General features: G+C 65.5%; 14 protein-coding genes. 5 read left to right on the forward strand and 9 right to left on the reverse strand.

Going from position 1 to position 15,354, the window contains the following annotated elements:
• Nucleotides 1-435: 435 nt before the first annotated feature.
• From AB0P21_RS40215 to AB0P21_RS40225, 3 genes are all read left to right on the forward strand, one after another.
• Nucleotides 436-1,413, forward strand: coding sequence for a hypothetical protein (locus tag AB0P21_RS40215; RefSeq protein WP_363704634.1), 978 nt, complete (start codon nucleotides 436-438; stop codon nucleotides 1,411-1,413).
• Between the two features lie 115 nt (nucleotides 1,414-1,528).
• The gene (locus AB0P21_RS40220; RefSeq protein ID WP_363704636.1) at nucleotides 1,529-2,854 is read left to right on the forward strand and encodes an ABC transporter ATP-binding protein; all 1,326 of its coding nucleotides are present in this window, start codon (nucleotides 1,529-1,531) and stop codon (nucleotides 2,852-2,854) included.
• A 100-nt stretch (nucleotides 2,855-2,954) separates the two neighbouring features.
• Complete coding sequence (locus AB0P21_RS40225) at nucleotides 2,955-4,019, forward strand: lytic polysaccharide monooxygenase (RefSeq protein ID WP_363704638.1); 1,065 nt, start codon at nucleotides 2,955-2,957, stop codon at nucleotides 4,017-4,019.
• A 55-nt stretch (nucleotides 4,020-4,074) separates the two neighbouring features.
• Here AB0P21_RS40225 and AB0P21_RS40230 read toward each other — a convergent pair whose 3' ends face one another.
• From AB0P21_RS40230 to AB0P21_RS40260, 7 genes are all read right to left on the reverse strand, one after another.
• Entirely contained in the window at nucleotides 4,075-4,356 is a 282-nt protein-coding gene (locus AB0P21_RS40230; protein ID WP_363704640.1) for a hypothetical protein, read from the reverse strand.
• Between the two features lie 98 nt (nucleotides 4,357-4,454).
• The gene (locus AB0P21_RS40235; protein WP_363704642.1) at nucleotides 4,455-4,712 is read right to left on the reverse strand and encodes a hypothetical protein; all 258 of its coding nucleotides are present in this window, start codon (nucleotides 4,710-4,712) and stop codon (nucleotides 4,455-4,457) included.
• A gap of 36 nt (nucleotides 4,713-4,748) precedes the next feature.
• On the reverse strand, nucleotides 4,749-6,056 hold the full coding sequence (locus tag AB0P21_RS40240) for an enoyl-CoA hydratase/isomerase family protein (protein WP_363704644.1): 1,308 nt from the start codon (nucleotides 6,054-6,056) through the stop codon (nucleotides 4,749-4,751).
• Nucleotides 6,057-6,161: 105 nt separating this feature from the next.
• Nucleotides 6,162-7,433 (reverse strand): 6-phospho-beta-glucosidase, encoded by a 1,272-nt coding sequence (locus AB0P21_RS40245; RefSeq protein ID WP_363704646.1) that lies wholly within the window; start codon nucleotides 7,431-7,433, stop codon nucleotides 6,162-6,164.
• Nucleotides 7,430-8,257 carry a carbohydrate ABC transporter permease gene (locus tag AB0P21_RS40250; RefSeq protein ID WP_363704648.1) on the reverse strand — a complete coding sequence of 276 codons (828 nt, stop codon included), beginning with the start codon at nucleotides 8,255-8,257 and terminating at the stop codon, nucleotides 7,430-7,432. Before AB0P21_RS40250 ends, AB0P21_RS40245 begins: the two co-directional genes overlap by 4 nt.
• The gene (locus AB0P21_RS40255; RefSeq protein ID WP_363704649.1) at nucleotides 8,254-9,168 is read right to left on the reverse strand and encodes a sugar ABC transporter permease; all 915 of its coding nucleotides are present in this window, start codon (nucleotides 9,166-9,168) and stop codon (nucleotides 8,254-8,256) included. Before AB0P21_RS40255 ends, AB0P21_RS40250 begins: the two co-directional genes overlap by 4 nt.
• Nucleotides 9,168-10,493, reverse strand: coding sequence for an ABC transporter substrate-binding protein (locus AB0P21_RS40260; RefSeq protein WP_363704651.1), 1,326 nt, complete (start codon nucleotides 10,491-10,493; stop codon nucleotides 9,168-9,170). The genes AB0P21_RS40255 and AB0P21_RS40260 overlap by 1 nt, the downstream gene beginning before the upstream one ends.
• Before the next feature lie 181 nt (nucleotides 10,494-10,674).
• Between AB0P21_RS40260 and AB0P21_RS40265 the strand changes: the two genes are divergently transcribed.
• Together AB0P21_RS40265 and AB0P21_RS40270 are read left to right on the forward strand one after the other, a co-directional pair.
• Nucleotides 10,675-11,550: a glycoside hydrolase family 16 protein gene (locus AB0P21_RS40265; RefSeq protein WP_363704653.1), complete on the forward strand. Its 876-nt coding sequence runs from the start codon at nucleotides 10,675-10,677 to the stop codon at nucleotides 11,548-11,550.
• A 15-nt stretch (nucleotides 11,551-11,565) separates the two neighbouring features.
• A complete protein-coding gene (locus AB0P21_RS40270) occupies nucleotides 11,566-12,312 on the forward strand; it encodes a GntR family transcriptional regulator (protein ID WP_363704655.1) in 747 nt (248 codons plus the stop codon).
• 25 nt (nucleotides 12,313-12,337) lie between these two features.
• Here AB0P21_RS40270 and AB0P21_RS40275 read toward each other — a convergent pair whose 3' ends face one another.
• A complete protein-coding gene (locus tag AB0P21_RS40275) occupies nucleotides 12,338-13,243 on the reverse strand; it encodes a hypothetical protein (protein WP_363704656.1) in 906 nt (301 codons plus the stop codon).
• Between the two features lie 104 nt (nucleotides 13,244-13,347).
• Nucleotides 13,348-15,006: a VWA domain-containing protein gene (locus AB0P21_RS40280; protein WP_363704658.1), complete on the reverse strand. Its 1,659-nt coding sequence runs from the start codon at nucleotides 15,004-15,006 to the stop codon at nucleotides 13,348-13,350.
• Nucleotides 15,007-15,354 lie beyond the last annotated feature (348 nt).

Consider the following 15,354-nt stretch of genomic DNA (forward strand, 5'->3'; position numbering starts at 1 on the left):
AATCAGGACAGATCTGCTGGAATCGATTGTCAGATTCAGGCCGATAATGGTTCTGTAAATTCTCAGCCAGCCAACTGCTGATTCCTGCTCGAACACCATCGATCGTGATACCTATTGTCGTGCCCCCTTCGGCCGGCGTCGGGAGCCTCCCCTGTGGGCCCCCGGCGCCGGCCGGAGCAGTGCCGATCCCACACCACTGATCGACACGATCGAGAAGTACCGCGGTGCCGCCCCAACCGCGGTACTTCTTCGGCAACAGCCCATCTTCGGGTTTCCGGGCCGCCGATCCCACCCTCCGGTGGGGCATCTGCGGTGCAGCCTCAGGTCTGTTGTGGCCGGACCCCGGACAATGCCGATCCGGCCATCGACTTGTTGCCCGCGGCGTACGCCACCTCCACAGTGATGCCTCCACCTTCCCAATCCTGGGGGTTATCGATGCACCGAACCATCACAGCTGTCACATCCCTGCTGCTTCTGACGATCACGGGCGCCGTCAACAGCTCCGTCACCAGCGCAGCCACTGACACCACGCCGCAGTTCAGCAAGGTGACTCCGGCACCATCGGCGGGGTCTCTCGCCCACTGGACGCCGGACCGCATGCGCACCGCCCGACCACTCCAACCAGCGCTCGCCGACGAACTCAGCACTGCTGCGTCAGCGCCGCCGAGTACGTCGTTCGGACCTCGCAAGGTCGACCCGGTACGGGCATCCCGCCGATCGATCGACGCCGGTCCGCAGGCTCACGACCCGCATTATCCCGTCGGGCACCCGACGGCAAGCACCAACGGACGGCTGTTCTTCCGCCGGGCCGGCGGCTACCGGGTCTGTTCGGCCGCCGTCATCGCCTCGGACTCCAGAAGCACGGTGTGGACCGCGGCAGAGTGCCTGCGCACCGGCGGTCCTGCCGGCAGTTGGGCAACCGATGTGGTCTTCGTGCCCAACTACGACGACACTCTGGCCAATCCTCGCCCGTACGGTACCTGGGTCGCCGCCAAACTCGTCGTTCCCATCGCCTGGAGTCAGCAAGCGGTCCGCACCCACAATCTCGGCGTCGTCGTGCTGGCGCCGCTGAACGGGCAGAAGATCCAGGACGTGGTCGGTGCACAGGGTCTCCAGGTCAACGCAGGCCAGGACGTCTGGCAGAACTCGTTCGGGTACCCCGGTGGCGCGCCGCTCGACGGGGGCAATCTCAAGCGCTGCTGGGGTCAGACCACCCTGGCCGCGACAACCGGGTTGCTGAAGATCCCCTGTGACATGACCCTGGGCGCCGACGGTGGCCCCTGGTTGCACAGTTGGGACCAGTCGTTCGGCTACCTCAACGGGATCAACGTGGCACTCGGCAACGGTTTCGTGGAGAGTCCCTACTTCGCCGATCAGGCCTGGTCGCTCTACACCGCGACGCAAGGCGGCTGATTTCTCAACAATCACGCTCCACCCCTGGACAATGCCAGGGGGTCGCTGTCTACTTCTTTCATTGTTCGGGGTCGGGCGAGAGAAGTAGTCAGTGACAGCAATCACGCTGGATTGTGTGACCAAATCCTTCGACGGGGGGCCACCAGCCGTCGACCAGCTGACGCTGGAGATCAGGGACGGCGAGTTCATGGTCCTGCTCGGGCCGTCCGGCTGCGGCAAATCCACGGTGCTGCGAATGATCGCGGGCCTGGAGGAACCCAGTTCCGGGTCGGTCTGGTTCGGACGCACCGAGGTTCACCGAATGTCACCCAAGGAACGCGGTGTCGCGATGGTGTTCCAGAACGGTGCTCTTTATCCGAACCGCTCCGTACGCGACAACATTCTCTTCCCCCTGCAGATGGCAGGTGAGGATCCGGGCGAGGCAGCGGCGAAGGTCGGCGGCCTCGCCCGGATCCTGGGAATCGAGCGCACCCTCGACAGGTTGCCGCGGACCCTGTCCGGAGGCGAACGCCAGCGGGCCGCGATCGGCCGGGCGGTCGTCCGTCAGCCCATCGTCTCGCTGATGGACGAGCCGCTGTCCAACCTGGACTCGGCGATGCGGACCGAGTTGCGTCAGGAGATCGGTGCGATGGCGCGCGAGCTCAAGGCGACGACGGTGTACGTCACCCATGACCAGGTCGAGGCGCTCACGCTGGCCGACCGGCTCGCGATCATGCGCGAAGGCCGGATCGAAGATGTCGGGACGCCTGGCCAGGTCTACGAGGATCCGGCGACCGCCTTCGTGGCTGCGTTTCTCGGCTCGCCCCGGATCAACCTGGTGATCGCCACAGTTCAGGTGGAGGCCCATCGACGCGTTGTCCTCGACTTCGGTGGGCAGTCTCTTTCCTTGCCCAGGACCGATCGACGTGCTCAGGTACTTGCCCACCACGACGGCGCCCGGGTCGTCGTCGGCCTTCGCTCCGAGGCGGTCACCATCGTCGACGAAGGCGGCGAAGGAAACGAACTGTCCGGCCGGTTGCGCGCCCTGGAATTCCATGGTCACCAATGGATCGCCTTCGTCGAATCAGGTCTGGAACTGGCCGATCCGGACACACTCGGTCTGCTGGCTCGACGGAGAAGGACCAGGCGCACAGGCCTGCGACAGTCGACGAACGGACATCGCCCAGGCTCTCGAGCAGAACACGCGGCGGAGCACCTCAGCGTGAGCACCCGGGCCAGAGCTGCTGTGGTCGCAAGGATCCGGCCACTGTTCGGCCTCGCCGTACCGGTACCACTCGAACCGCTGCTGCCGCCAGGTGGTCATCGTCGCAGTGATCTCGTTCTGGAGGTCGCGGCCGGCCAGGCTCTCGCTCTCGGGCAACAGGTCCGCCTTCGGGTCGACATCACCCGCATCCACGTGTTCGACGAAGAAGGTCGTCGCGTCGACCGTGTCGTGCGCTGAGGCTGTGGGTCCGCCGCAGAGTTGACAGCGCCGAATTGGCTTCGCGGGAACGCCCCAGTTGGCTGAGAGTTCACAACTCTTCCCGCCCAAGGAGCGTCAGATGAAACACCGCGCCAAGGCGATCACGGTCATGCTCGCCGCGACCGCAGGCCTGCTGACCGCCGGTACGCCGGCGTTCGCGCACGGCTTCGCCGATTCACCCACCAGCCGAGCCACCTTCTGTCAGCAGGGTCACGCCGGCGACTGCGGTCAGATCCGGTACGAACCGCAGAGTGTCGAAGCGGCCAAGGGGTTCCCGGCCGCCGGACCGGCTGACGGACAGATCTGTTCCGGTGGCCATCCGCAGTTCGCCGCACTGGACGATCCGCGCAACGGGCTCTGGCCGGCCACCAAGGTCGAGCCCGGCAGCTTCGGGGTCGGCTGGCACATGACCGCTCAGCACCGTTCGACGAAGATCGAGTACTTCATCACCAAGGACGGTTGGGACCCGAACCGGCCGCTGCAACGCTCCGCGTTGGAGTTGCTGCCTTTCCACACCGCCGATCTCGGTGGCAACCAGCCGCCGGCGAAGTGGACGGATACCGTCAACCTGCCCCGGCGCAACGGCCGGCACCTGATTCTGTCGATCTGGACCATCGCCGACACCGCCAACGCCTTCTACCAGTGCGCTGATGTGATCTTCGGCGACAAGCGCCCTTCGACAGGTGAGCCGCTGACCGTGCCGAAGAACGATCAGGAGGGAACTCAGTACGGCACCTTGACCCAGTCCTCCGGCGCGACCGTGGGCACTCCCCTCCGTGGCGGTCAGGGCAAGTGCCTCGACGTCGCGGGCTCCAACTCGGCCGATGGTGCCGTGGTCCAACTGTTCGACTGCAACCAGACCGCGGCGCAACAGTGGCAGGCGCCCGGCGACGGCTCGGTCCATGCCTTGGGAAAGTGTCTGGACGCGCGGTACAGCGGGCGCAAGAACGGCACCAGGGTTCAACTCTGGACCTGCAACGGAACGGGTGCGCAGAAATGGCACTTCACCCAGAGCGGTGATCTGGTCAACGACCCGGCCGACAAGTGCCTGGACGTGATCGACAAGAAGACCGCGAACTGGACCCCGACCCAGCTATGGGACTGTGCCGGTTCGGCCAATCAGAAGTGGCAGCAACAACACTGAGCGGTTGAGGAGATCAGGGATGCGGATCCCACAGTTGACCCGCATCCCTGCGGTCTCACCGGGTCCAGAGCCACACCGTGCTGTAGTTCGAGTTCGCGCTGCAGAAACACTCGCTGACCTGATGGGTGTTCTTCAGGTCCTCTCCACGCCGCTGGCAGTTGCCCCAGTTCACTCCACCGTTCGGGCCGGTGAAGACCTGCTTGATCTTGAAAGTGGGCTTGGGATTGCTCACGCCGGGATCACTCGGGCCGGCCTGCGCCACAGCGGTCGAGCCGATCAGGCCTGTACTCAGCACAACTCCCGCGGCAGCAACCGCGAGCATTCTCTTGAAGGACATGATCTTTACCTCACTCTGGTTGGGGAAACAGTGCAAAAATAGTCAGTCGATGATCTTGGCCAACCAGAGCCTGTGGACCCACCACAGGGTCAGCAGCGCTACGCGGGGCGCACCCACAGATAGACCCTGCTGGCATTCCAGTTCTCACCACAGACGAACTCGGTAATTTGTCGCCTGTCCTGCAGCCACCGTCCGTCCTGGCGGCACAGATACCTGTTCACCTCAGGGCGCAGGTCTGCGTACTCCCGAATGAGCCGCAGTGCTGGTTTGGGTGCGGCCGCATCCGCCGGCCCGCTCAGTCCGGTGGCCAGGCCGGAGCCCAGCACCGCCGTCACCAACAGCTTCTTGACCAACATCGTGACGCTCACAATCTGCCGGGGACGACTGGACGGTCAGGCCGTTCGGTTGACCCGGACCGGGTGGTGAGAGTGGTTGTCGAGGTTGCTCAGCAGGCCGGGGTCGAAGACACACTCGGCCTGGTCGCGAGCGTAGGTGGCCAGGAAACGCCGCAGATCGTCGGCAGGCTCCGATGCGGATCGGAGTTCCCGCCGAGTGGCCCGCGTCGCCGTCCGCCCCGAAGAGGTGTGGTCGAAGACTGCCGCGGCGATCGCCGAGTCCATCTGGTCCGGTGCCACCACCCGGTTCATCAGCAGGCGACCTGCAGAGCTCTCGACCGGGTACGCGCGTCCGGTGGTCAGTGCCTCTCGAGCCGGCGAGTCGCCCAGCAGCCGTGCCAACCGCAGGCCTGCCGTTCCGGACAGCACGCCGATCCGGGCAGCGGGCAGACTGAAGTACGCCGCCTGCTCCGCGATCACGTAGTCCGTTGCCAATAGCAACTGTACGCCGCTGCCGATGGCGAAGGCGTCGACCACCGAGATCCACGGCTTCTCCCGGCGCTGCTCCAGTTCCCGGTGCGGCGAACCGGTCGGATGCCCCCGCAGCAACTTGTTCAGCAGGCCGAGTTCTCGCTCCAGGAAGAACGCCGTGAACGAGATCCTGCCCTCGTACAGATCGGTTAGGTTCAGACCGGAGCTGAACACGCGGTTTCCGGCGTACTTCGGATGGGTGGCCTCGCCACCCCGCAGTACGCCGATCTCGATCCGGTCGTCGAGCAGCACCAGATCGACCGCGAGCTCGAGCGCCCGCAGGCTCCGGTCGTCCTCGGCGTTCAGGAAGCGGTGGTTGCCCAGCACAACCTCGCCGACGATTCCCCGTCGCCGGACCTGGACCGTCCCGAGATCCACACTGTCGTAGTCCCGCAGCCGTTGCAGCGCACCTGCCGCGGCAGGGTGCGGCAACGTCATCGCGTGCAGCAGGTGATGCCCGCAGGTAGGGTCAGCGAGAATCCAGCTGACGAACAGGCCGTGGTCGTACTCGAGGCCGATCTTGTTCCGCTGGGGCCGCCGCTGCTCGTTCTCCAGATAGCCGCGGTCGGGCAGCAGACCGGGAAACTGTTCAGCCGCTCGCAGCACCAGTTCGATCACCCGGTAGCTGCGCTGGAAACCCTCGGTGAGCTGTTCGTACACCGACGCCGCATGCTCGGACAGGACGCTGTCGCGGGTCAGTCTGCTCAGCTCGACCAGGTTCCGGAGCGTACTGTCCTCCCGGCTCGCGCCGTCGCGACCGCCACCGTGCTGGACGGCGATATCCGTGTACAAACGCTGCAGGGAGCGCAGCGTGACGGAAGTCAGGTCGGTCATGGACAGCAGCCCTCACAGACGGATGAGGTGGATTCTGGACGGAATCCTCACCCACCCAAAGATATACCAATTTACCTATGTTTTGACCATTGTTACCGTGCGAGGTCAGAGCAGGGAGCGGCCCGCCATCCACGGAAGGTAGGACCGGTTGGCGGCCAGCAAAAGCCCCGCCAGGGCCGTCGCGCGATCGTTCTGGCCGACCAGCGGATGGGCCAGCAGAGCGTTCCGGACCCGATCGACACCACCCTTCAACGCAGCGTCCAGAGCCACCGACTCGTAGGCGGACACGTGAGCCACCAAACCGGCGTACAGATCGGGCAGCGGGTCGACCGGCAACGGGACGGCGCCGGCCGCGGTGATGGTGGCCGGGACCTCGATCACCGCCTCGGGCGGCAGGAACGGCATCGAGGTCCCGTTGCGGACGTTGACCACCTGCACATCGCCCTGATCGCGCAGGAGGGATGCGATCAGGGCGATGGCAGCCTCGGAGTAGAACGCGCCCCCACGTTGTCCGAGGAGTTCGGGCTTGGTGTCCACCGCCGGGTCGGCGTACAGCTCCAGCAGCCGTGCCTCGATGCCGGCCACCTCGTCGGCGCGCGACGGACCGGTCATCTGCTCGGCGACCACTTCGTCATGGGCGTAGAAGTAGCGCAGGTAGTACGACGGAATCGCACCGAGCAGGCGGATCAGGTCCACCGGCAGACCGACCTCGTCGGCGATCGTCAGGCCGTGACCGCGCAGCAGTTCCGGCAGTACGTCGATCCCGTCCAGCCGGACAGCGCGCTCCCAGCTGAGATGGTTCAGCCCGACGTGATCGAGACTGATCCGGGCCGGAACGACGTTCAGCAACCCGGCGATCTGCCGCTGGAAACCGATCGCGACGTTGCACAGACCGATCGCGCGATGTCCGGCGTCGAGCAGTGCCCGCGTCACGATACCGACCGGATTGGTGAAGTCGATCAACCAGGCGTCCGGAGCCACCTCCCGGATCTGGTCCGCCAGCTCCAGCACCACCGGTACCGTCCGCAGCGCCTTGGCCAGCCCACCGACCCCGGTGGTCTCCTGCCCGACGCAACCACACTTCAGCGGCAGTGTCTCGTCCACGGCCCGTGCGGCCTGGCCTCCGACACGTAACTGCATCAGGACCACCGAGGCTCCGTCGGCGCCCTCGGCAGCCGATTCGGTGGTGCTGACCACCGCCGGATGATCGGCCCGCTTGAGCATCCGTTGCGACATCGCGCCGACCTTCTCCAGCCGGTCCCGGTCCGGATCGACCAAGGCGATCTCGGTCACCCCGAGCTGGTCCCGCAGCCGGGCGATCCCGTCCACGAGCTCCGGCGTGTACGTCGAGCCGCCGCCGATGACTGTCAGTTTCACCCTTTGACTCCTGTCAGTGTGACGCCCTCGATGAAAGCCTTCTGGGCGAAGAAGAAGACGACGATCAGCGGTGCCATCACGATCAGCGTGGCGGCCATCGTCAGGTTCCACTGGACCGCGTGGATGGACTTGAACGACGCCAGACCGATCGACAGGGTCCAGTGCGACGGCTGTTCGCTGACGTAGATCAACGGTCCGTAGTAGTCGTTCCAGGCATAGAAGAAGGTGAACAGCCCCACCGCGGCCAGAGCCGGCCGGAGCATCGGCAGGATCACCCACCACAGGGTCCGGAACTCACCGCAGCCGTCGATCCGGGCCGCGTCGGCGTAGTCGTCCGGGATGGTCAGCAGGAACTGGCGGAGCAGGAAGATCGAGAACGCGTCGCCGAACAGCATCGGCAGTACCAGCGGCCAGATGGTGCCGGTCAGCCCGAGACTCGCCCAGACGAGGTACATCGGTACGACCAGCACCTGGGGCGGCAGCAGCATCATCGCGACCACCAGCAAGAAGGCGACGTTGCTGCCCCGGAACCGGTAGCGTGCCAGCGCGTAGGCGGCGGGCACACTCGCCAGCAGCGTGAAGACACTCGCCAGTACGGCGTAGATCATGGTGTTCAGGAACCACTGCGCCATCGGTGCCTTCTGGAAGACTGCGGCGAGGTTGCCCCACTCCCAGTGCCGTGGCCACAGCTCCGGCGTCAACGTCTGCTCCTCCGGCATCACCGCGGTCAGCACGATGAACACCAGCGGCAGGACGAACGCCGCCGCGAAGGCGATCGCCAGGCTGTGTCTGGCCACCCAGACCAGACCGGTCTGCCGCCTCATGCCGCCCTCACGAATCCCGACCTGCGCCGCAGCAGGATCACGGTGAAGGCCAGCGAGATCACGAACATCAAGACAGCGAGCGCCGACGCGTAGCCCATGTTGTAGCGCTGGAACCCCTGAACGAACAACCAGTACGGCAACGTCAGGGTCGAGCCCTCCGGTGGTCCCGGAGTCTGGCCCGAAGGGGTGATGTCAGCACTGCCACTCGCGACCGACCCGGCCACGATCGCCTGGGTGAAGTACTGGATCGCGCCGATCATCCCGGTGACCACCGCGAAGAGCAGGACCGGCGCGATGGTCGGGAGCGTCACGTGCCGAAACCGCTGGGCACTCGAAGCCCCGTCGAGGGCGGCGGCCTCCAACAGCTCCCCCGGTACGTCGAGGATCGCTGCGAGCATGATGACGATCAGGTTCCCGCTGCCCCACAGTGCGAGCATCACCAGGCCGGGCTTGGCCCACGAGGGGTCGGTGAACCAGAACGGTCCATCGATACCGAAGAAGCCGAGCGCTTGGTTGACCGGCCCGGTGGCCGGGTTGAAGAGGAAGACGAAGGCGATCGTCGCGGCCACCGGCGGTGCGAGTGACGGCAGGTAGAACAGCGTGCGGAAGAATCCTGCGCCGGACTTCAACCGGGCCAGCACCTGAGCCGCCCCCAGGGCGAACAGCACCTGGGCCGGCACCATCACGGCGATGAACCAGCCGGTGTTGCGGATCGCCTGCCATACATAGGGATCCTCGGTGAACAGATAGCGGTAGTTCCGCAGTCCGACCAGCTCGGGCGCGTTCAGCATCGTGTAATTGGTGAACGACAGGTAGATCGTCATCACCAGTGGATAGCCGAAGAAGAGGACGACCCCGATCATCCAGGGAGCCAGGAAGACCAGGGCCGCCGTCCGGTGGTGTCTGCCCATCACGACCCCAGGCGCAACGCGGCGTCACTCTGCCTGGCGAGATCCCGCAAGCCTGCATGGAGGTCCGGCACCTTGCCCTTCTGCCACTTGTCGACGAACTGGCCGACCGAGGTCAAGTAGGCCCCGCCGTCCGGTGTCGCGGGCAACGACTGGCTCAGAGGGTGCTCGAAAGCCGTCAGGAACGGCTTGAAGTTCTCCTCCTTGGCCAGCTTCAGATCCGGCGAGCGCAACGCCGCGAGCGTGGTCGGTACGTTGTGCATGGCATCGGCGAAACTGACCAGCGCGCCGGTGTCGGTCGAGAGGAACTTGACCAGTTGCCAGGCGGCCTCCGGGTTCTTCGCACCCTTCGGTACGCCGATGATATTGCCGCCGATCAGGCCCGAGCCGTACAGAGCCGGTTTCGCGGCCGGCATCGGGGCGGTGCCGTAGTCGACCTTGGCACCGTCGTTCTTGATGAACGAGGTCCGCCACTCACCGTCCACCATCATCGCGATCTTGCCGGTGTTGAACGCGTTCTGCGCCGAGAACTCGTCGGCCAGACCGATCTTGAACAGCTGTAGCTTGTCCGCCCCGAACCAGTCGACCTGGGCCTTCTGCCAGCGCAGCATCTGCTCGAAGGCGGGGTCATCGGCCCAGTTCGCCGTACCGTCCGGTTTGAGGAAGGTCGCCCCGAAACTGGGGGTGAAGTGTTCGGTGACGGCTTCGTAGGTGCCGAGGAACGGCATGAAACCCGCGACCTCGATCCGGCCGTCGGCCGACCGTTTCGTCAGCTTCCTGGTCATCTCGTCCAGCTCGGCCATCGTCTTGGGCGGACCCGCGTAGCCGGCCTCGGCGAGAAGTTTCTTGTTGTAGTACAGGGCGTAGGTGTCGGCCAGCAGCGGCATCGTACAGCGTTTGCCCTTGTACTCGGTGTACGCCCGGACGGCGGCCGGGATCTGCTCGAGATCGACCTTGTCGCGCTGGATCCAGCTGTTCAGGTCCTGGAAGGCGCCGGTCGAGCACCACGCACCGACACTGGCCGCGTTGAACGAGAGCGCGACTTCCGGCGGCTTGCCACCTCGGATCGCCTGGGTGACCTTGTCCGCGTCCTGCGCCGGAACCGGTTTGACCGTGATGTTCGGATGCGCGGCGTGGAAGCGATCGAGGGCGCCCTGAACCGCCTTGACCTCGTTGGCGTCCTTCAGCGGGTGCCAGAAGGTGATCGTCACCGGCTTGTCGTCAGCTGGAGCCACGGGTGCGGTCTGTTGTTGGGTTGCCGGCGTACAGGCCGCCGCAACACCGAGAACCACAGCCATCGCGACGAGCGCTGGACCGAACCTTTTCATCTCAACACCTCGCAATTTGGACCACTTTATGACCAGTCGATCGGTCCGAGTGTGTAAGCGAGCCGTCGGTCGTGTCAAGAGCTCAGTTGACCAAGTGGTCATCTCTGGTACTTGACCACTTTCTCACCACTGTGAGACGGTTTCATCACTCCCCTTCATCCCCCAGACCAAAGGTGAAGCAATGAAGAAGATTCGCCCGGCGGCCGTCTTGCTGGCCGCCACCGCGCTCCTCGGCGCCGTCCTCGTGCACGCCGGAGCGGCAAGCAACGCGAGCACCACCACGACTTCGGCCGCGGCACCCGCCTGGAAGCTGACGTTCTCCCAGGAGTTCAACAACGCGGCTGGGGCGCGTCCGGACTCCACCAAGTGGAACTACGACCTCGGCGGTGAGCCCACCTGGGGCAACGAGGAGTGGCAGTACTACACCAATCGGCCGCAGAACGTCCAGATGGACGGTAAGGGCAATCTGGTCATCTCCGCCCGGAAGGAGAAGCTCGCCGGAATGGCGAACTGCCAGTTCGGCACCTGCGACATCACCTCGGGCCGGATCACCACCCGGAACAAGTTCAACCAGAAGTACGGCAAGTGGGAGGCCCGGATCAAGGTCCCGGCCGGGCAGGGGCTGTGGCCGGCGTTCTGGATGATGGGCAACAACGACGACGTGGTCGACTGGCCGGGCAACGGCGAGATCGACGTGATGGAGATCGTCGGCAACGAGCCGAGTACGACGTACGGCACGGCGCACGGTCCCGGGTACTCCGGTGAGAACGGCCCGGGCGGCTCGAAGACGCTGGCCAGCGGCAAGTTCGCGGACACTTACCACACCTTCACGATGGAGTGGTGGCCGTCGAGCATCACCTGGTACCTGGACGGCGTCAAGTTCAAGTCGATCAGCAAGGGCGGTCTGCCGGTCGGCAAGCAGTGGGTCTTCGACCACAACTTCTACATCCTGCTCAACCTGGCTGTGGGCGGCACCTGGCCCGGTCCGCCGAACTCGGCCACGAAGTTCCCGGCGAACCTGCTGATCGACTACGTTCGTGTCTACACCTGGGCCTAGGACGATAGGACGCTCGTGACAGTCAGCCTTCGCAAGCGAGATCGCGCACGCGAACACCTGCTCGGTCTGATCGAGTCACGAGCGGTCGGCCAGGCGATTCCGTCCGAGCGGCAGTTGTCCGCCGAACTCGGGATCTCCCGGCCGACTCTCCGGGCCGTCGTCGACGACCTGATCCGCGACGGCTGGCTGGTCCGCGAGCACGGTCGTGGCATGTTCGTCGGCAGTCCCAAGATCGCCCAGCAGATCACCGGCGCGACCGGCGCCCAAGGCGCGACGTACCCGAAAGCACCCGGCACCTGGACCAGCCGGGTGCTTTCGCACGCCGTCATCCCGGCCGGCACTCTGATCGGCAGCCGCCTGCGGGTCACCCCCAACACCGCGGTACTGCGGATTGCCCGGCAGCGCCTGGTCAACGGCGAACCGATGTGCCTGGAGACGATTCACGTCCTGAACGAGATCGTGCCCGACTTCGAGGTCAAGGCAGTCGAGCAGGGCTCCTTCTACGCTTTGCTGCGGGAACGGTACGGCGTGATCCCGACCGACGCCGAGCAGACCCATCTCGCGGCCGCCGCGGATGCCACCGAATCGGCCCTGCTCGGCCTGCCTCTCGAAGCCCCGATCCTGATCCTGGAGCGCACCACCCGCGACCAGGACGGCCGCAGTTTCGAGTACACCAGAGCCGCCTACCGCGGCGACCGCTACCAGGTCACCACCCACCTGACCCTGACCGACCCGAAGTCAGGCATTCCGGATGCCAGGTGAAAATTCGGTCCGGATGTCGGCACGGTCATCGCCGTTTGTCACGTCTCGCGGCCTTGGCTGAGCGCCGTTTGGCTTTGGCTCGGTCGCCGGCCCGCGCGAACCGACGAAGGTCGCTCAGCCTCGAGCGCTCGTCCGCAAGCCACTTGGCCAGTACCGCAGGCAACTCTTTCCGGCTTCTGAACCAGTTGGCCGCAGCAGCGGTCGCAGCGTCCTCCGAGTTGCCGAAACCTGGCAGCTTATCCGGCTCACGGAGTAGACCGGCGGCGATGATCTCATAGGTCCGGCTCCCGCCGAAGTACCGTTTGAGCCCGATCACTTCAGCGACACCGGGGCAGAACGCAGCGCCGATCATCAGTGCGCCGCCCGCAACGACCCCGCCGGAGTCCTCACCCTCAGGCGTCTTGGCCGTGAGCAGGTCGAAGATCCGCTGCTCGTGCTCGTCCATCGTGATGGCACTGTCGACGCTCAGGCACTCCGCATACACTGCGTGGGCATCGAGCGCGCTCTCGAGCTCGTGCGCCCTCGCGGCCCCCGCCATGCCGAAGCCCAGCACACGAGCACCAGGTTGGATGTCGCTTGCGACGGCCTTCACCTCCACCGTGCGCTCGAACCCGACCAGGACTAGCGCTTCGGGCCTGCGCTGGCCGCGACGGTGGTCATCGCCGAGCCGAGCGAAAGGGGACGAGACGAAGGGACACACCTGTGCGGCGTAGAGCGCGCACACCTCGTGGATCGGTGCTTCCTGGGACTCGATCGAGCGCCCGGCGAAAGACTGCCAATCTCGCTGCCCGGTGACAAGCCACCGTAGTTCGTCATGGAAGGGCTGCGCACAGACCCCGCACAGATCGTACGTCGCGACGGCGAGTTTCCGATTCTCTCCGATCCGCCCGAAGTCGATGCCATCCTCGTCTTGTGGGACGATGGCTATCACCGGGAATCCACGTGAGTCACGCGGCAGTCCTTGGAGCCGCTCTGGCAAGACGATGTCTGCGGGTCCTGGTCGCACCTCTGTCTCCTGTCTGCTGCGTCGTGTGGTCAGCGGCTCTGCAGGGCGGCCAGGAAGACGCTTTTCAGGTCGGCCGGGCTCTTGGTCAGGTAGGCCTGACCGCCGGTCGCCTCGGCCAGCATCCGCAACTCGGTGGCGTCGGCGTCGGGCCCCATCCCGAAGGCGATGATCCGGACCGGGCGGGCCGCATCCCGCAGACCGCGCAGGGTCTGCAAGGTCTTGGCCAGGGTCGGGCTGCCCGGGTCCTCGTTCCGGCCGTCGGTGAACAGCAGCACGGCGTTCACAGCGCTCGGATCGTAGTTGGTTCGCACCATCTGGACGGCCGCGATCGCGGTGTCGTACAAGCCCGTGCTGCCACCCTTGATCGGCTGCTGTACTGCGAGACTCGCGGTGAGCTTCTGTCGTTGACGCGGACTCAGCTTGCCCATCGGCACGAGTTGGTTGAAGTCGGCGCCGTAGCGGCCGATCTTGGTGGAGAACGTCCACAGACCGACTGAGGCGTTGTCAGGGAACAGTTTCAGTCCGCTCGCCGCGGCTTCCACCGTCAGTTGCAGGCGGGTCTTGGATCCGACCAGCTCGGCCATGGAACCGGACACGTCGACCACCGCCAGGGAGTTCGCCGACAGTGACAGCCGGGTCCACTCAGCCAGCGCCTCGGCGACCGCCGGTCCGGTGAACTTCGGCAGTTGACTGATGACACCGACTCCACTGCCGCCGCTGAGCTCACTGGCGAGGGCGTCCCGCAGACCTGCTTCCTCACGGTCCTGGTCCGCCGAATTGGCGATCAGCTCGGACGCAAGCGCCTTCCCTGCCTCGGTGACCGCCTCCACCTCGTTCTGCGCGGTGACCACCAAAGGGTAGTCGAGCAGCAAGGTACCGGTTCCGGGCGCGGCCGCCTTCAGCTCCGAGTCCGGATGCTCGTCCTGATACCTCACGAAACTGCGCTCGGCAGCCGGTACCACGAGCCGGCTGCCGGCCTGCGCGGCCCGATTGAACAGTCCGGTCACGTCGGTGTAAGGCTTCGCCATCGACCCCAGTCGTTGTGCGGTCGGCACCACCACCTCGGCCACCTGGTAGTCCGTCGCGGCAGTCTTCTGCCGCTCCGCCTGAATCGCCAGCAGGGCCAACGCTCCCGGCGTCTGACTCAACGGGTCGAGCAGCGCCGGCTCGGCCTTCGACAGCATCGCCAGCCAGGAGGACGTGTCCACGAAGTTGTCGGACCGGCCGACCAGAACCAGCGGAGAACTGGCGATCGAGGGCACCGCCACGATCGGGACCTGCTGACCGTCGTCAGCCTGTCCGACCCACAACGAGGAGTCCGGAACCCACAGGTCAGGACGTCCGTCCTTGCCTGACGCAACATTTTTGGCCACTACGGCCGACGCCGCCGCGGTGATGGCGAAGGCCACACAGGCGCTGGGGTCGTCCTTGCCCGCCAACGATTTGGCAGCCGCGTCGAGCAGTGGTTTGATCTCGGGCGTCGTGCTGAGCTGGACCTGGCGTCGCTCGCCGCACTTCCGCCCGCCGAGACCGTCCGCGGCTGACTCCGGCCCGAACGTCCTGACCAGAAGCACCGCCGCCAGGGACAGCACCAGCAGTCCGGCAATCGCCAGATACACCGGACGCCGTTCGGCGCGGGTGCGCGTGGTACGGGTCTTCTTCGGAACCGCAGAGGAATGTCTTCCCATCGCGGCAGATCCCTTCAGCCAGAGTGGATACGCCTCACGACAATCAATCGTGAATGACGCTCACAGTGTTACCTGACCGTCAAGCCGTAATCTATCAGCCCGTTCCCCAATCGTTGCCAGGCATTGTCCAGCCGATTCGTGGCGAGACCGCGCGATCACCACCAGACCTGTGGAGCATCCACAGCAATCCCTTCCCTGCAACGAATACCCGCCCCCAATCGAACCATTCCCTGTCCGGGGCGTGGTCAGCGTGCTGACAGTTCTCGCGCCGACGCGCCCCCGAGAGGTACCCCGATGTCTCGTCCTGTTGATTGGTCCGTATTCGGTTTTGATGGTGATCCGACGCCT

It is taken from the genome of Kribbella sp. NPDC056861, from assembly GCF_040687575.1.
GTDB lineage: Bacteria > Actinomycetota > Actinomycetes > Propionibacteriales > Kribbellaceae > Kribbella.